Source organism: Mesorhizobium sp. M0715 (assembly GCF_040320355.1).
GTDB lineage: Bacteria > Pseudomonadota > Alphaproteobacteria > Rhizobiales > Rhizobiaceae > Mesorhizobium.
In genome coordinates this window covers 396,472-413,526 of sequence record NZ_JAMYPL010000003.1, presented here as the reverse complement: position 1 = coordinate 413,526, position 17,055 = coordinate 396,472, and the positions used below count along the sequence as shown (strand labels likewise).

The following is a 17,055-nucleotide window of genomic DNA, read 5'->3' as shown; positions in this document are numbered from 1 at the left end:
ACCTCAACCTCTGCAGACGATAAGTGACAAAACTGTTCGCGATGTCCTCGCACACCTGTTCGCGATGTCTCCGGTCCAAACACCCTACTCCCCTACTCCCCTACAACTCATCCCCCTCCACCTCCGTATCTCCCCCATGAACCTGATCTACGCCGCCCTTGCCTTCCTGATGGCGCTTGTGTTCGGCTTCGTCGGCGTCACCCGCGTCGGCTCATGGCTGATCGAGCGCCGCAATCCGCCGATCGGCGAGTTCGCCGACATTGACGGCGCCCGCATCCACTATGTCCATGTTCCGGCACCCGCCAATGCCGAGCTGCCGCCGATCGTCTTCATCCACGGCGCCAGCGCCAATCTCAGGGACCAGATGCTGCCGCTGCGTCCCTTGCTCGAAGGCCGCGCCGAAATGCTGTTCTTCGACCGGCCAGGCCACGGCTGGTCGGGTCGCGGCACCAACAACGAGAACCCGTCGGCGCAGGCCGACACCATTGCCGGACTGATGGACCATCTCGGCATCAAGAAGGCTGTCATCGTCGGCCATTCCTTCGGCGGCGTGGTGACATCGGCCTTTGGCCGGGAGCATCCCGACAAGACGCTCGGGCTGGTCTTCCTCGCACCGGCGACCCACCCATGGCCGGGCGGCGCAACCGCCTGGTACTACGATCTGACTACCATGCCGGTGCTCGGCTGGCTGTTTTCCGAGACGCTGACCTATCCGGCCGGTACACTGCAGATGGCCGACGCTACCACCTGCGTTTTCTCGCCCAACAAGGTGCCCGACAATTATCTCAGAATGGCCTCTATCCCGCTGGTGCTGCGACCAACAGCCTTTCGTGCCAACGCCACCGATGTCGCCGGGCTCTATCGCTATGCCCTCGGCGCCGCACCGCGCTACAACGAGATCAAGGCGCCAACCGTGGTCATTTCAGGCGATCGCGACAAGGTGGTCTATGCACATATCCATTCGGTCGGCCTGGCGCGCGACATTGCCGGTGCCGAACTCGTCTGGGTGCACAATCTCGGCCACAAGCCAGACTGGATCGCGCCCGACCTGACCGTCGGCGCCATCGAGAAGGTCGCCGGGAAGAGTATAGACCTGCAGGCGATGGCAACGGCAGTGGAGGCGCGCATCGCCGGCGACGCCTACGGCGCCGGCAGATGCGCCGATATCAAGGTACCGCAGGCCGAACTCGCGCCGACCTAAAGCGGATCACCTGAATCCGTTCAGAGGCGACACGCTTTAGGAATCTAGCGGCTGACTTGTGTGTCCGATCCGATATAGGCGATGCGCAGCATGTTGGTCGAACCCGGTGTCCGCAACGGTACGCCCGCGGTGATGATGACGCGGTCGCCCGGCTTGCCGAAGCCTTCGTCGAAGGCGATGCGGCAGGCGCGATTGACCATGTCGTCGAGGTCGACGGCGTCGGGTGAGACGACGCAATGCGTGCCCCACAAAAGCGACAGCCGCCGCGCCGTGTTGAGGATCGGCGACAGCGCGATAACAGGCACTTGCGGCCGCTCGCGGGCGGCGCGCAGGCCTGTGGTGCCTGATGCGGTGTAGGTGATGATCGCCGCCAGCTTCAGCGTTTCGGCGATCTCGCGCGCGGCCAGCGAAATGGCATCGGCGCCAGTCGCCTCCGGCTCGGAGCGCTGGGCGTTGATGATGCCGGCATAGGTCGGATCGGTTTCGACCTTGGTGGCGATACGGTTCATCATTGCCACGGCCTCGACGGGATAGGCACCCGCCGCCGATTCCGCCGACAGCATGATGGCATCGGCGCCTTCGAAGACGGCGATCGAAACATCGGACACCTCGGCGCGGGTCGGCACCGGTGCCGTGATCATCGATTCCAGCATCTGCGTTGCAACCACCACCGGCTTGCCGGCGCGGCGTGCGGCGCGCGTGATCTGCTTCTGGATGCCGGGCACCGCCTCGAGCGGCATCTCGACGCCGAGATCGCCGCGGGCGACCATCAGCGCGTCGGACAATTCGATGATCTCGGCCAGCCGGGCGACGGCCTGCGGCTTTTCGATCTTGGCCATGATCAGCGCCCGGCCGCGTGCGATCTTGCGCGCTTCGGCCAGATCCTCCGGCCGCTGCACGAAGGACAGCGCCACCCAGTCGACGCCCGTGGCCAGCACGGCATCGAGGTCCTTGCGATCCTTCTCGGTCAGCGCGCCGACCGGGAGGTCGGTGTCGGGCAGGCTGACGCCCTTCTTGTCGGAAATGGTGGTGCCGGCGACGACGGTGCAGACGATCGACTTGCCGTCGCTCTTCACCGCCTTCAGCTCGAGCTTGCCATCGTCGATCAGCAGGCGATGGCCGGCTTCGACCGAGCTCAGAATTTCCGGATGCGGCAGATAGACCCTGGTCGAGGTGCCAGGCTCTGGATTGTCGTCGAGGGTGAAGGTCTGGCCTTGCGTCAGCACTTCCTTGCCGTTGGCGAACTTGCCGACGCGCAACTTTGGCCCTTGCAGATCGGCCAGGATGCCGATCGGCCGGCCAACCGCTTCCTCGACAGCGCGGATGCGTCCGACCAGCGTGCGCATCAGTTCATGGTCGGTATGGCTCATATTGATGCGGAACACATCGGCGCCCGCTTCGAACAGTTTCTTCAGCATCTCCTCCGACGAGGAGGCCGGACCGATGGTGGCTAGGATCTTGACCTTGCGGCTACGTCTCATTGACTGTTTGTTCCCGGGGCGGCTGGAGCGCCTCCCGTTGTGGACTCATCGGTCAGCTGGACCATCCAGCTTGCCTGTTCGCCCGTGTCATATTCCTGGAATCCGGCGCGCTGAAAGCCCCGGGCGACGCAGTCGGTCACGCCTGCGATCTTGAACTCTTTTTCAGCCACGCACATGTTGATCGGGCCATCCCAGCGTCCACCGCGTTCGGCGTCTTCTGCATAAAGATAGTAAAACCTTGATGACAGCGGCCCTTCGATCAGCGTCTTGCAACTCGATCCCTCGATGTGCCACCAGCCTTCGGTGATCCAGCCGGCCTTGGCGCGATAGCCGATGCCGACACCGACCAGGTTCTGCGTGGCGTTGCAGACGCGGAAATCGGCGCGCGCCGGCGAAGCCACGACCATGGCCGACAGGCCGATGGCAAGAGTGAGGAGCGGCATGGCAAAGGCAGAGCGCATGCGCTGCCCGCCGGCGGAACTCATCCGAAAACCCCTCAAAAACCACATCAGCATCTCTCTGCGCCCCTTTTCGGAAAAGTCCGGGCGCATGTCAACGCACCGTTTTGTCCAATTCCAATCGATTTAGAAAGGCTCCGGCGCACAATTCGCCGACTTGTGCCAGATTTCCGGGGAAACCTTGGCCAAACAACGGCATTGCGCAAGCGTCGTCTTCGTGGAATGACGATAGCACCCTCCCCGGAAGCCAGCGAACAGACCATTTCCCGCCAATGACCCGATCCACAGTTTTCGCGCCTTTCGACATCATCGAGGGCGATCGCAGGCGAGGCATCGTGCTGTTGGGCGATCATGCCCGTCGCGACCTGCCCGACGACTACGGCAGCCTCGGCCTGCCCTCAGCCGAGTTCGACCGCCACATCGCCTATGACATCGGCGTCGAGGCGGTGACGCGCGAACTGGCTGCCCTGCTCGGCGTGCCGGCGGTGCTTGCCAATTTTTCGCGGCTGCTGATCGATCCCAACCGCGGCGAAGACGACCCAACGCTCATTCGCCAGCTTTATGACGGCACTGTCGTACCTGGGAACTACCCCATCGCTGCCGAGGAGCGCGAGAGGCGGCTCGACGGGTTCTACCGACCCTATCACGACGCCGTCGGCGCCATGATCGCCTCGGTCGCACAGGCTTCCGCCCAGGCGCCCTTCATCTTTTCGGTGCATTCCTTCACCCCTGCCATGCAAGGAATCCAGCGTCCTTGGCACGTCGGCATCCTGTGGGACCTCGACGACCGCGTGGCGCGGCCGTTGATAGACATGCTGGCGCAGGACAAGAACCTCGTCGTCGGCGACAACGAACCCTATGACGGCGCGCTGCGCGGCGACACCATGTACAAGCACGCCATCGTCAACGGCTTCGCCCATGCGCTGATCGAGATCCGACAGGATCTGATATCGGACCAGAAGGGCGCGCTCGCCTGGGCCGAACGGTTGGCGCCGATCGTTGACGCGATCGATCGCCGTCCCGATATACATGTGGTGAAGATGTTCGGCTCGCGCACCGGGCCGCTATGACGGAGGTTTCGATGACCGAACTCAGCGACGAGCAGCAACGCGATTTCGAAGCGGCCGCCTTCCGCCGGCTGGTCGAGCATCTGCGCGAGCGCAACGATGTGCAGAACATCGACCTGATGAATCTCGCCGGCTTCTGCCGCAACTGCCTGTCGAACTGGTATCGGGAGGCAGCCAATGCCGAGGGCGTCGATCTCACCAAGGATCAGTCGCGCGAGATCGTCTACGGCATGCCTTATGGGGAATGGCAGACGCTGAACCAGACCGAGGCCTCCGACGCCAAGAAGGCCGAATTCGAGGCAAGGCGCCCCCAGGACCATTGACGCCGTCGTCCCCGCGATCGCTTAAGGCTATGTTGGCCCAAAATGCTTCCCGAAAGAGCCTTGACTGAAAATTGAATCGATCTAATTTGCCGCGCGAAGCCATTTTCAGCGGGATTCGCCTCATGAACGCGTCAACTGCCAAGCTGACTGCCATTCGCGGAAGATGGGCGCTCGCGGCCATTTTCCTGGCCAACGGCTTCCTGACGGGCAGCTGGGCGCCGCAGATTCCGGTGTTCCTGACGCGGCTGGAGATCTCGAAGTTCACGCTCGGTCTGCTGATACTCTTATTCGGCGTCGGTGCCGTCGTCGCGATGACCTGGTGCGGCCATTTGATTTCCAGACATGGCTCGCGCACCGTACTGCGCTGGTTCGCCCTGTGCGGCAGCCTCGGTCTGATGGTCGTGGCGCTGGCGCCCAACGTACCGGTGGCGGCCGCGGCCATGATCGTCTTCGGCGGCTCGATCGGTGGCATGGACGTTGCCATGAATGCCAATGCCGTGGTGGTCGAACGGCGGCTCTCCCGCGCCGTCATGTCGTCCTCGCACGGCTTCTGGAGTCTCGGCGGCTTCGCCGGCGGCGGCCTCGGCGGCTTTGCCATCCAGCACTACGGCCACCTCGCCCACGCGGCGGCGGTAACGGTGTTTGCCTTCGCGGTGATCGCGGTGGCCGTTCGCCATCTCCTCACCGAAGACGGCCCGCAGGCAGCCGAGCACCACAAATTCGCACTGCCGGCAAACCCGCTGGTTTATCTGATCGGACTGATGGCGCTGCTGGCGATGATCTCCGAAGGCGCGGTGCTCGACTGGGCAGCCCTGTATCTGCGCCAGGAGCTCGGCGCCGATCTCGCCGTTGCCGGCCTCGCCTACGCCGGATTTTCGGGCGTCATGGCGGTTACGCGGTTCTTCGGCGACGGCATACGCAATCGCTTCGGCGCGGTGACGACGCTGCGCGTGTCGGCCCTCGTAGCCGCGGTCGGCATGCTGGTGGCTGGCCTGGCGCCCTCGCCCTGGCTCGCTATTGCAGCCTTTGCCTTTTGCGGCTTCGGCATCGCCAATATGGTGCCAATCATCTTTTCGGCCGGCGGCAACCAGGAAGGCATGTCTTCCGGCACCGGCATGAGCGTGGTCACCACTATCGGATACTGCGGCATACTGGTGGCGCCGTCGGCGATCGGCTTCGTTGCCGAGCATTCCAGCTTCGGCCCGATCTTCATCACCATGTCGGGACTGCTGATCATCGTGTTGCTGATGGCCGGGCTCGCTCACCGCGCCGAATTCGCGCCAGCACCCGCCGAATAGCGTTTCAGCTCCTCGTGGAGAAAATCCACCACCCGGCGGATGCGCACGCTGGTACGCACGTCGCGATGCATCGCCAGCCACACCGGCAGAACTGGCAGCGGCAGATCTGGCAGAACCTTCTCTATCAAAGGATCCCTGTCGGCCAGCGGCTCCTGACCAAGGCCGATGCCGTTTCCCGCCCGCACCGCTTCCCACAAAACGATCTGGTTGTCGGCCCTGAAGCGGAAGCTGCTCCGGGTGACGGGGATGCCATACTGGGTAAAGCCCCTGATGATCTCGTCGCCGCGGTCGAAGCCGACCAGGTCGTGGCCGACAAGATCGGCAGGCTTCAGCGGACGGCCGCGCCTGTCGAGATAGGATTTGGCCGCGCAGGCGCAGAGCTCGATATCGCAGACCCTGCGTGCCATCAGCTCGTTCTGCGCCGGCTTGACCATGCGGATGGCGATGTCGGCATCTCGACGCAGCAGGTTCTCGACCTGGTTGGAAGCAACGATCTCGACCTCGATGCCGGGCTCCTCGATCCCCAGCCGCATCGTCATCTCAGGCAGGACATAGGCCGCCACCACCTCGCTGGCGGCGATGCGCACCGTGCCTTCGATGGCCTCGACCGAACCCAGCGCCAGGAGTGAGAAGGCGCTTGCCTGCTCGCTGACCGCCTTGCCGCGTTCGAACAGCGTGCTGCCGGCCTCCGTCAGTTCGTAACCGTGCCGTCCTCGACGGAAGAGTGTGACGCCGAGTGCCCGTTCCAACTCGCCGATGTGACGGCCAAGCGTCGGCTGGCTGGCCGAAAGCTTTCGCGCGGCGGCCGACAGGCTGCCGGATTCCGCCACGGCGACAAAGCTCTTGATCAGGTTCCAGTCGATTTCTGTCATTCATTTATGAATATCAGAACGCCATATGTAGTCAATTTCCATTCGCGTTCGGAGCGACCATATTCCGGCTGCAGACACCAACACGGACTGCAAACACCAACCAGGAGAACTCAGATGACCAAGATCGCTCTCACCACCGCCGCCATCCTCATTTCCGTCAGCGCCGCCTTTGCCGGCAGCGACAAGTTTGGCTCGAACGACGCCAGCCAGCCGGCTGTCACCAGCACCGACAACACGACCACCGCTTCGATCCACAACCCGGATGCGGCCGTCCGGCAGCCGGTCACGCAAGGCAGCAACCGCGACCTCTTCGGCAACCGCTGATCTCGATCGCGCTTGTCGCTGATCCCGATCGCGCGTCCAGACCGACCACGCAAATCCCAACCCAGGAGTGCTTCCAATGACCAGTATCGCAATTCTCGGTGCCAATGGCCGGCTCGGCCGCGTGGTCGCCAAGGCCTTCATCGACGCGGGCTACGAGGTCCGCGCCGTCACCCGCAACGGCAAACTGCCAACTGAACTTGAAGGCGCTACGGCCGTTGCCGGTGACGCGCTCGACCGGGAAGCGCTGATCCGCGCCACGGAAGGTGTCGACATCATCTTCAACGGCCTCAACCCGATCTACACCGAATGGGTCAAGTGCCTGCCGATCGCCGAGAATGTCATGACCGCTTGCCATGCCAACAACGCACTGCATCTCTTTCCCGGGACCGTATACAATTACGGATCGCCGATGCCGGAGGTGATCACGGAAGACACGCCGTTCCGCCCGACGACCGACAAGGGGCGCATCCGCGTCGCCATGGAGGACCTGTTTCACCGCGAGGCCGAAGCACGCCGCGTCCGCACCATCATTTTGCGGGCCGGCGACTTCTTCGGCGGCACCGGCAGCGGCTCGTGGTTCGACTTGGTCGTCGCTGCCAAGATCAACAAGGGTATCTATACGGCGCCCGGCCCGGTCGACCTCGTACATGAATGGGCCTACCTACCGGATCTGGCCAGGGCTTTCGTCGGACTGGCGCAGAACCTGGACAAGCTCGGCGCTTATGAAGCCTTCAACTTCCCCGGCCATCCCGTCACCGACCTGGAGATCAAGGCAGCCGCAGAGAAGGCGCTTGGGCGTCCGCTCAAGATGACCTCGATGGCCTGGTGGGTGCTGCGCGCCGGTAGCCCGTTCGTGGCGATGTGGCGTGAGATCGTGTCGATGTCCTATCTGCGCTTCGAACCGCACCAACTGGCGTCGGCAAGGCTGGAAGGCATCATCGGCGCGATCCCGCACACGCCGCTGGATCAGGCCGTCACTGAAGCTCTCGGGGATATCGGCATTGCCACCGTGACCGGCGTTGCGAAAGCTGCCTGACGTCCGCGATGGCGGGCGATGCTCCTCCGCACATTGACAATCTCCGCGGACTGAGAGGGCGCCTCAGAGCCGTCCCATCAACAGCAGCACCATAAGCACCACCAGCACCACGCCGACAATACCCGAGGGCCCATAGCCCCAGGAGCGCGAATGTGGCCAGGCCGGCACCGCGCCGATGAGGATAAGGACCAGGACGATGATGACGATGGTGGTGATCGGCATGAGAACCCCGCAATTCGACGTTTCGCCCAAGAACAATGCAAAAGGCCGCCCGGTTGTTCCGGGCGGCCTTTTGCGGTCAAATCGGCATTGGTCTATTCGGCGGCTTTCGGAAAGGCGATATCCGGCTCGGCTCCGGTATCCTGCCCCTGCGCATCGGTCGAGGAAATCTCGCCCTTGCCACGCCGGAACAGCCGGCTGAACCAACCGCGCCGTGCGCCCGGCTTGACCTTGGCGCGGGTGAACACGATCAGCATCGACGGCGTCACCACCAGCGTCAGCACGGTGGCGAAGGACAGGCCGAAGACGATCGCCGAGGACAGCGAAATCCACCATTGCGTCGACGGCGCGTTGATCGTCGTCTCGTGATGGAAGATTTCCAACCCGAGGCCGAAGGCGATCGGCAGCACGCCGAGAATGGCCGAAACAGCCGTCAGCACCACCGGACGGGCGCGCTCGCGGCAAGTCTGCAGCACCGCCTCGACCTTGTCCCAGCCTTCTTCACGCAGCCGGTCATAGGTGTCGATCAGCACGATGTTGTTGTTCACCACCACGCCGGCCAGAGCGATGACGCCGATGCCCGACATGACGATGCCGAACGTCTCGCCTGTTATCAGCAGGCCGAGGAACACGCCGATCGTCGCCATGACCACGCAGGACAGCACCAGCCAGACGCTGGTGAACTTGTTGAACTGCGCCAAGAGCACCAGGAAGATCAGGAAGATCGCCGCCCCGAAGGCCTTGCTAAGAAAGGCGCTGGCTTCGGCGCTGTCCTCGTTCGAGCCGGCCAGCTTCCAGCGGATGCCGCTGCCGAGATCCATGTCGGAGACGGCTTTGGTGACCTGCTCCTGCACAGCCGCGACCTGAGCGCCGGCGGCGACGTTGGCCTGGACGACCACCGTACGCGCGCCGTCGATGCGGTTGAGGATGCCGACCGTCGGCTCGGGCTTGCGCACGACGAAGTTCGAGATCGGCACCGAGCCTTGTGAGGTCTGCACCCTGAGTTCGTCGAGCGTCGACAGCGTGCGCCGGTCTTCGGGCAGCCGCAGCCTTATGTCGACCGCGTCGTCGGCTCCGGCAGGCCGGTATTCCGAGAGCTTCAGCCCGTTGGTCACCAGTTGCACCACCGTCCCGACCGAGGTTGGGCTGATGCCGTACTGCGCCGCCTTGGCACGGTCGACCTCGAGCGCCCAGTCGACACCGGGCGGCGGCAGGCCGTCGGAAATATCAATGACGCCGGGCACCTTGCCGATGCGCGCCGCAACCTCACGGGCCTTGTCGTCGAGCCCCTTGGGGTCGACGGCCGAAAGCCTGATCTGGATCGGCTTGCCGGTCGGCGGACCGGCTTCCGGCACGCGCACCTCGACATCGACGCCGGGAATGCCGGCCATGACGCCGCGCAGATCGTCCAGGATGTGGTTCGCCGCCTTGCGCTCGCGCCAGTCGATGAATTCGTACTGGATGACGCCGACGACGTCTTCGGGGATATCCTGGCCGCCGCCTTGCGTCTTGCCGACGCGGGTGTAGACCGACTTCACGCCCGGCCAGCCGAGCAGCCTGTCTTCCGCGATCTTGGTCGCGGTATCCATTTCGGCCAGCGAAAGATTGCCGCGCGCATGCACGTAGAGCAGGCCGTAATCCGGTTCGACATTCGGGAAGAACTCGACGCCGGCGCCGTATTTCGAATAGGCAAAGCCGACGCCGAACAAGAGCGCGACGGTCAGCACCAGCACGGTGATGGGGAAGCGCACCGCCTGCTTGACGATCGCCATGTACCAGCCGTCGCGATTGTCATCCTCATGATGCGGCGGCGCCTTGGCGAAGATCGCACCCAGCGTCGGCGCGAAGACAAGCGCATAGAGCATCGAGGCCGACAGCGTGACGATCAGCGTGATCGGCATGTACTTCATGAAGTCGCCGATGATGCCCGGCCAGAACAGCAGCGGTGAGAAGGCGGCGATGCGCGTCATCGTCGCGGCGATGACCGGACCGGCCATGCGCTTGGCTGCGAGCGCGAAGGCTTCCTCCTTCGGCATGCCTTTGCTCATCCGCCGTTCGGCGAACTCGGTGACGATGATGGCGTCGTCGACCAGCATGCCGACGGCCAGGATCAGGCTGAACAGCACGATCATGTTGATCGTGTAGCCCATCATCGCCAGCAGCAGGATGCCGATCAGGAACGACGACGGAATCGCAAGCCCGATGAGCAGCGAGGCGCGGCCGGACAGCGCGTAGAGGATGACGATGAACACCAGGATGACGGCGATCATCACATGGTTCTGCAGGTCGCCGAGCAGCTGGTTGACGAAGACCGACTTGTCCTGCGTGTAGGTGACGTTCATGCCCTCGGGCATCGACTTGACGAACTCGTCGGACACCGTTCGCACCTTGGCGATGGTGTCGATCAGGTTGGAGCCGATGCGCTTCTTGACTTCGATGGCGATGGCCGGCTTGCCGTTGAGACGGGTCACCGTCTCGGCATCCTTGAAGGTCGAACGGATCGTCGCGATGTCCTTGGCCTGCACCACGGCATTGGGGCCGGCGACCACAGGCAGTGCGGCGACATCCTCCGGCGTTTCGATCAGCGACGGCACCTTGACGGCGTATTTGCCCTCCGAGCCTTCGATGTTGCCGGCGGCGACCAGGCTGTTGGAGTTGCCGACCGCACCGATCAACTGATCGAGCTGCAATCCATAGGAAGACAGCTTCATCGGATCGATGACGACCTCGACGAGATCATCGCGCGCACCCTGCAGCGAGCCCTCGAGAACACCGGGAACCTCCTCGATGCGGTCGCGCAGTTCACGCGCGGCGGCGGTCAGCACGCGTTCGGGCAGATTTCCCGAGAGCGTGACGACGAGCACGGGAAATTCGGAAATGTTGACTTCGGTGACGACGGGTTCTTCCGCCGCCTGCGGCAGGTCGGCCTTGGCGTCCTGCACTTTGCTGCGCGTGTCCTGCAGCGCGGTGGCCAGATTGGTCTGCGGCTGGAACTCGACCAGCACGTAGCCGCCGCCCTGGAAGGCGGCCGAACGCATCTCCTTGAGGCCCTTCAGGCTTTTCAGCTTGCTTTCCATCGGCCGCAGCAGAAGCCGCTCCGAATCCTCGGGCGAAATGCCCTGATAGATCAGGCTGACATACATCATCGGAATCGGAACGTCGGGCTCCGCTTCCTTTGGCGTCGCCTGATAGGCGACCCAGCCCGCCAGCAGAAGGAAGACGAGGACCGAAATGGTCAGGCGGGCATTGTTGATTGCGAGTCTGACGATATCCATGGCTAACGCCTGTTCTTGAATTTCCACGAGCTGCGTCGCAGCCGATTGTCCCCGCCCAGGGCTAGTCCGTCGCGACTTGTGCTACGCTACTGGGTGCCGGTCGTCGCCTCGCCGAGCAGCTTCTTGATGATCGCCTGGTCGGCCTCGACCGGATTGACCAGATCGCCTTCCTTCACCAGTTCCTGGCCGGCGACGATGATGCGGGCGTCGGCCGGTATGCCGCCGAGGACGAGGCCGGTCGGCGTGTCGTCAACGAGGTCGATCGGGAAGAACGCCACCTTGTTGTCCTTGCCGACGGCACGGATGCCGAGGTCGCCCTTGTCGCCGAGCGTCACAACCGAGCGCGGCAGCAGCACCGCGTCGGTCGGCTGTGCGTTGAGCGCGATTTCCGCCGTCATGCCGGCCGGCACGGAGCCGTCGGCATTGGGGACGGCAACCTCGACGCGGAAGGTGCGGGTCGCCGACGAGGCGTCGCGGCTGATGTAGCGCACGGTGCCTTCGACCGTCTGGCCGCTGACCAGCCGTATGGTGGCCTTGTCGCCGAGCTTGAGATAGCCGAGATCGCGCTCGCTGACTTCGCCACGGGCAATCACCGGATCGAGCTTGAGGATGGTTGCCACCTCGCCGCCTTGCATGACGGAACTGCCAAGTTCCACCGGCACCCGGTCGATAACGCCGTCGAAAGGCGCCTTCACCTCGTTGCGGTCGAGTTCGGCCTGTGCCGTTTCCAGCAGCGACTGCGCCGAGGTCAGGTTCGAGCGCGCGGTGTCGAGCTGCAGCTTCGGCAGATTGCCGGTCTTCATCAGCCGCAAGGCTGCGTCCAGCTCGGCCTGGCGCTGCACCACCAACTGCTTGGCGTTGTCGACCATCGAGATCTTTTCTTCCGCCGCAAGCATCAGCACCAGATCCCCCGTCTTGACGTGATCGCCTTGCTTGACAGGTAGCTTGTCGATGACACCGGCGACGCGCGTCGCCAGCACCGCCCGCTTGTCGGCTTCGGTCAGCCCGGAAATGCGGATGGCGCGTGCATAGGTCTTGCGTGGCGGCGTCACCACCGCGACGGTGCGCAGCGGTGCCTTAGGCTCGGCTTCCGCCGTCTTCGGCTTGCTTGCGTCCGGCGCCTTGGCCTGTTCGGCTTCGGCTGCCTTGGCTTTGTTGGCGGCTACGCTGCCGACCGACGAAAACTCGCCTGTCGCCATCCACGCCGCGAAACCAATGAGCACAACAACGGCTGCAAGCTTGTGAAACCTGATTCTCATCGTCGTTTTTTCCACTGCGGGTTCGGCCAGCGTCCTCATAACGCGGGCGCGTCGCCGATATGGGTGCGCGCCGAGCCGTGTTCAATTTGCCGTGATCGGCGAAGCGCGCTTCTACATCAAAGTTGCACCGCAATATAGTCTGAAAGTTGCAAGATCATTGCGCCGGCGGACAAGATGCGCCGGCCGCTGCCCAGTTTTCGATCGCTTGATAGGTTGCTTCGGCGGAGCCCGGGGCTGGTTCACGACCCGATCCTGGCGCCCAGCCCCAGGCGACCAATCTGTCGTCGCGAACATGCACCGCGATGTCCTTCAAGCTGCGGTTGCCGTTGCGCAGGGGATCCTTGATCTGGGCGCAGATTTCGGCCGAGGATTTGCCGAACCAGGCCATCTCGGCTGGCGCCAGATGCCAGTTCTCGGCCCCGGGCGGTCCGTGCAATGCCTTGGAATTGCTGGCGAAATGGCAAGTCGTGCAGCGCAGGCCCGGATTGCCGAAGCCCGACCCGTCAGCACCACGCTGGACATTGAAGGCGTGAACGCGCGTACCGCCGTAATGCGCACCCGACCAGCGCGGCCGCTCGTCCGCGACATGACAGTCGGCGCAGCGCGGATGCGAGAACACCGCATAGACCTTGTCCCATTCGGACAGGCCTTTCGCCGCGTTGACGGTCGCCGGCGCCGGCATCTGGTTCTCTTGCGCGATCGCAAACGGCGCTGCGAGCACGAGCATGGCAGCAGGCGTCAGCATGATGAGGAGCTTCTTCATGCGAAGGCCACCGTTTTCGACAGCGGCAGCGTGCGGATGCGCTTTCCGGTCAACGCGAAGATGGCGTTGGCGAGCGCCGGAGCCGCCGGCGGCGTGCCGACCTCGCCGACGCCGCCCATCTTGTGGAAGTTCTCTAAGATAGCGACTTCGAAGACCGGGCACTGGAAAATCCGCATGGCGTCGAAATCGTGGAAGTTCGACTGTTCGACCATGCCGTCGGCGAAGGTGATTTCCTGACCCATCGCCGCCGACAAGCCGTAGATCGCGGCCGAGATCAGCTGCGCCTCGATGATGCCGGGATCGAGCGCGATGCCGACATCGGCGGCGATCCACACCTTCTCGATGCGGATGCCGGCCGGCGTGTCCGCCACCTGGACGATCTCGCCGACCCAACTGCCGAAGGACAGCGTGAAGGCCATGCCCCTGGCCTTGCCGGCGGGCAGCGCCTCGCCCCATTTCGCCATCGCGGCGACTTTCTCCACCACCTTCACCGCCGAGGGATAAGCGGCCATCAGTCTCTTGCGCATCTCGACCGGATCGATTTTTCCGGCAATGGCGATCTCGTCCATGAAACCCTCATGGAAGAAGCCGTTGACCGAACTGCCGACCGAGCGCCAGGAGCCGACAGGGATGGAGACCGGCGCCGCGATACCGCTGACCCGGTAGTTCGGAATGGTGTAGGGCTGGTCATAGGCACCGTCGACGATGCTCTTGTCGGGACCGAGCGGCGATATCGAAGGAAACAGCCGGCGCAGCATGCCGGCAATCACCGATGGCGAGGCCATCCTCATGTCGACGGCGACCGGCATGCCATCGTCGCCGAGCCGCGCCTGGAACTTGCCGATAGCGGCCGGCCGGTAGGCGTCGTGGCGCATGTCTTCTTCACGCGTCCAGGTCACCTTGATCGGGCGCCCGCCCGTCTCCTTCGCCATCAGCGCGGCGCACAGCGCGTAGTCAACCTCGACGCGCCGGCCGAAACCGCCGCCCATGAAGGTGGTGTGCACAGTGATCTTGTCCTGCTCGATGCCGACCGCGTTGGCGCAAAGCTGCCGCACCAGGGTCGGCGCCTGGTTGCCGCACCAGATGTCGAGCGCGCCGTCCCTGAGCTGCGCCGTGGCGTTCATCGGCTCCATCGTCGCATGCGCCAGATAGGGCACCGCATAGTCGGCCTCGACGATCCTTTCACGCGGCGCGTCGGCAAAGGCGGTGTCGACGTCGCCATTGTCGCGCATCACCGACCCCTTGGTGCCGAGCGCCTGCTTCAGGACATCTGAAATAGCGGCGCTGCTGAGCGGGTATTCGGGATCGGACCACTGGGCATCGATCGCCTCGGCCGCCTTGAATGCCGCCCATGTGTTGTCGGCGATGATGCCGAAGCCATGGCCGTAATTCGTCTCCAGCGGCACGATCTTGATCACACCGGGCATTTTCTCGGCTTTCGAGAGGTCCGCCTTGATCGGCGCCGACCAGAAGCGCGGGCTCATCTTGACCGTGCCGTAGACCATGTCCGGCAGCCTGACATCGATGCCGAAGATCGGCGCCCCGGTCACCTTGGCCAGCATGTCGATGCGCTTTTGCGGCTTTCCCAGCAGTTTCCAGTCGGCCCGGTCCTTGAGCCTGACTTCGGCCGGCGGCGCCATCGCGGCGGCGGCCGCGGCGACCGCGCCATAGGTCAGCGACTTGCCGGACGCTTTGTGCAGGATCGAACCGTCGGCCGTTTCCAGATCGGCGGCGGCGACACCGAGTTTTTGCGCCGCAGCCGCGATCAGCATCTGCCGGGCGACTGCACCCGCTTGCCGCATCTTGTCAAAACCGTCGCGTGTCGAAGCCGAACCACCGGTGCCCTGCAGGGCAAGGAACTTGCCGACCACACCGAGACCCGAGCGCACCGCCTGCGCGGTCATGCTCTCGTCGAAGAAGGCGAACGGACCGCCCTCTTCGAGGATCGCGGCGTTGTAATAGGCATGGGAGGCGGGGCCGTGCTCGACCTTGACCCGGTCGAGGCTCACATTGAGTTCTTCGGCGACCATGACGGCGAGCGTCGTCGAAATGCCTTGCCCCATCTCGGCCCGCGGCGCGACGATGGTGATGGTGTTGTCGGCGCCGATCTTCACATAGGGGTTGAAGGTCGCCTCGCCCTTGCCGAGCTCGGCCTCGAGCGGGTTCGGAAAAGGCTTGCGATAATAGTAGTAGCCGACGGCAACGCCGCCCGCGACGGCGGCAGCGCCGATCAGAAACGTGCGGCGGGCGATCTTTCCGACACTGGCCATGGTCAGAGCCCCGCCGTCTTGAGCGCCGCGGCCTTCTTGATGGCCGAGCGTATCTTCGGATAGGTGCCGCAGCGGCAGAGATTGCCACCCATGGCGTTGTCGATGTCGGCATCGCTCGGGTCGGCGACCTCGTCGAGCAGCGCCACCGCGCTCATGATCTGGCCGGCCTGGCAGTAGCCGCATTGCGCGACCTGTTCCTCCAGCCATGCCTGCTGCACCGGATGCAGTCCGCCTGCTGTGCCGATGCCTTCGATGGTCGTGACAGCTCCACTGACCTGCCCAACCGGGAGTGAGCAGGAACGCACCGGCTGACCGTCCACATGCACCGTGCAGGCGCCGCAGGCGGCGATGCCGCAGCCGAATTTCGGCCCGGTCTTGCCAATGAGATCGCGCAGCGCCCACAGCAGCGGCATGTCAGGATCGGCATCGATATCGAAAGACTGACCGTCGACGGTAAGGCGCATGGGGATACCCTTTGTTGTCGTCCACTGCCAAGGGCGAAGCGTCCCCTCGGCCGTTTGGCCCAATACAGATTGACAAATTTCGTCATTTTGTCAAATAGGATTTTGCAGGATAGAATTGCTCCATGAACCAGATCGAAGACATCGCCGCCACAGATCCCAAACGCGTCCGTATCCTGGATGGCGCGATGAAGGTGTTTTTGGCCTATGGCTTCACCCGCACCACCATGGACGACATCGCCCGCGCCGCAGACATGTCGCGCCCGGCGCTCTATCTCTTGTTCAAGAACAAGACCGACATTTTCCGCGCCATCGCCATGATGATCCTGTCGCGCTCGGTCGAGGCGGCAAAGATTGCCCTATCCGGCGATGGCCCTTTCACCGAGCGCATGATGCGGGCCATCGATGAGGCATTCATCTCGATGATGGGCGCGGTCGTTGCCTCGCCGCACGGCGCCGAATTGCTGGATATGAAATCGAGCCTTGGCGATCTGGTCGGCTGCTGGCGCGGCGGGCTTGGCGAACATATTGCCGCCGCGATCCAGGGGGAGGCAGCCAGGAACGGCGTCGACCTGGCGGCCAGGGGCCTGTCGACACAACTGCTCGCCGACATGCTGCTCGACGGGTTGGAAGGCATGAAGGCGCGGATCAGAGATCCGGAGGGACAGCGGCAGGCGGCCGCTGCCCTGATCAGGGTGATCGACCTAACCTTGAAAGCTCGATGAAACCAGCTGTATCGGGTTTCAGT

The 17,055-nt window shown here is 63.8% G+C and carries 16 protein-coding genes; 7 read left to right on the top strand and 9 right to left on the bottom strand.

The window, feature by feature from the left end:
* The first annotated feature begins 136 nt into the window (after positions 1–136).
* On the top strand, positions 137–1,201 hold the full coding sequence (locus NKI21_RS05935; RefSeq protein ID WP_352440937.1) for an alpha/beta fold hydrolase: 1,065 nt from the start codon (positions 137–139) through the stop codon (positions 1,199–1,201).
* A 44-nt stretch (positions 1,202–1,245) separates the two neighbouring features.
* Here the strand turns inward: NKI21_RS05935 and pyk are convergent, their stop codons facing one another.
* Positions 1,246–2,682, bottom strand: coding sequence for a pyruvate kinase (pyk, locus tag NKI21_RS05930; protein WP_023810921.1), 1,437 nt, complete (start codon positions 2,680–2,682; stop codon positions 1,246–1,248).
* Positions 2,679–3,167 (bottom strand): DUF1036 domain-containing protein, encoded by a 489-nt coding sequence (locus NKI21_RS05925; RefSeq protein WP_127260459.1) that lies wholly within the window; start codon positions 3,165–3,167, stop codon positions 2,679–2,681. The genes pyk and NKI21_RS05925 overlap by 4 nt, the downstream gene beginning before the upstream one ends.
* 245 nt (positions 3,168–3,412) lie before the next feature.
* Here NKI21_RS05925 and NKI21_RS05920 point away from each other — a divergent pair, with 245 nt between their 5' ends.
* The 3 genes from NKI21_RS05920 (at position 3,413) to NKI21_RS05910 (ending at position 5,828) form a co-directional block, all read left to right on the top strand.
* On the top strand, positions 3,413–4,210 hold the full coding sequence (locus NKI21_RS05920; protein WP_352440938.1) for an N-formylglutamate amidohydrolase: 798 nt from the start codon (positions 3,413–3,415) through the stop codon (positions 4,208–4,210).
* Positions 4,211–4,221: 11 nt separating this feature from the next.
* Positions 4,222–4,530 carry a DUF1244 domain-containing protein gene (locus NKI21_RS05915; protein WP_128305536.1) on the top strand — a complete coding sequence of 103 codons (309 nt, stop codon included), beginning with the start codon at positions 4,222–4,224 and terminating at the stop codon, positions 4,528–4,530.
* A 122-nt stretch (positions 4,531–4,652) separates the two neighbouring features.
* Positions 4,653–5,828 (top strand): MFS transporter, encoded by a 1,176-nt coding sequence (locus tag NKI21_RS05910; protein ID WP_352864894.1) that lies wholly within the window; start codon positions 4,653–4,655, stop codon positions 5,826–5,828.
* Here the strand turns inward: NKI21_RS05910 and NKI21_RS05905 are convergent.
* Positions 5,792–6,700 (bottom strand): LysR family transcriptional regulator, encoded by a 909-nt coding sequence (locus NKI21_RS05905; RefSeq protein WP_128305534.1) that lies wholly within the window; start codon positions 6,698–6,700, stop codon positions 5,792–5,794. The genes NKI21_RS05910 and NKI21_RS05905 overlap by 37 nt on opposite strands.
* Positions 6,701–6,814: 114 nt before the next feature.
* On the opposite strand from NKI21_RS05905, the gene NKI21_RS05900 reads away from it, so the two are divergent.
* Together NKI21_RS05900 and NKI21_RS05895 are read left to right on the top strand one after the other, a co-directional pair.
* Positions 6,815–7,024: a DUF680 domain-containing protein gene (locus NKI21_RS05900; protein WP_128305533.1), complete on the top strand. Its 210-nt coding sequence runs from the start codon at positions 6,815–6,817 to the stop codon at positions 7,022–7,024.
* A gap of 76 nt (positions 7,025–7,100) precedes the next feature.
* Entirely contained in the window at positions 7,101–8,060 is a 960-nt protein-coding gene (locus tag NKI21_RS05895; protein WP_128305532.1) for an SDR family oxidoreductase, read from the top strand.
* A 63-nt stretch (positions 8,061–8,123) separates the two neighbouring features.
* Here the strand turns inward: NKI21_RS05895 and NKI21_RS05890 are convergent, their stop codons facing one another.
* The 6 genes from NKI21_RS05890 to NKI21_RS05865 all read right to left on the bottom strand — a co-directional run bounded on the left by NKI21_RS05890 (position 8,124) and on the right by NKI21_RS05865 (position 16,310).
* Positions 8,124–8,282, bottom strand: coding sequence for a DUF3309 family protein (locus NKI21_RS05890; RefSeq protein ID WP_023810914.1), 159 nt, complete (start codon positions 8,280–8,282; stop codon positions 8,124–8,126).
* Between the two features lie 92 nt (positions 8,283–8,374).
* Positions 8,375–11,554: an efflux RND transporter permease subunit gene (locus tag NKI21_RS05885; protein ID WP_352440940.1), complete on the bottom strand. Its 3,180-nt coding sequence runs from the start codon at positions 11,552–11,554 to the stop codon at positions 8,375–8,377.
* 86 nt (positions 11,555–11,640) lie between these two features.
* Positions 11,641–12,813, bottom strand: coding sequence for an efflux RND transporter periplasmic adaptor subunit (locus NKI21_RS05880; protein ID WP_031213157.1), 1,173 nt, complete (start codon positions 12,811–12,813; stop codon positions 11,641–11,643).
* Between the two features lie 154 nt (positions 12,814–12,967).
* On the bottom strand, positions 12,968–13,576 hold the full coding sequence (locus tag NKI21_RS05875) for a hypothetical protein (RefSeq protein ID WP_352440941.1): 609 nt from the start codon (positions 13,574–13,576) through the stop codon (positions 12,968–12,970).
* Positions 13,573–15,846 (bottom strand): xanthine dehydrogenase family protein molybdopterin-binding subunit, encoded by a 2,274-nt coding sequence (locus NKI21_RS05870; RefSeq protein ID WP_352864887.1) that lies wholly within the window; start codon positions 15,844–15,846, stop codon positions 13,573–13,575. Before NKI21_RS05870 ends, NKI21_RS05875 begins: the two co-directional genes overlap by 4 nt.
* Before the next feature lie 2 nt (positions 15,847–15,848).
* The gene (locus NKI21_RS05865) at positions 15,849–16,310 is read right to left on the bottom strand and encodes a (2Fe-2S)-binding protein (RefSeq protein WP_013529191.1); all 462 of its coding nucleotides are present in this window, start codon (positions 16,308–16,310) and stop codon (positions 15,849–15,851) included.
* A gap of 122 nt (positions 16,311–16,432) precedes the next feature.
* Between NKI21_RS05865 and NKI21_RS05860 the strand changes: the two genes are divergently transcribed.
* Positions 16,433–17,032 (top strand): TetR/AcrR family transcriptional regulator, encoded by a 600-nt coding sequence (locus tag NKI21_RS05860; RefSeq protein WP_352440943.1) that lies wholly within the window; start codon positions 16,433–16,435, stop codon positions 17,030–17,032.
* Positions 17,033–17,055: the final 23 nt, after the last annotated feature.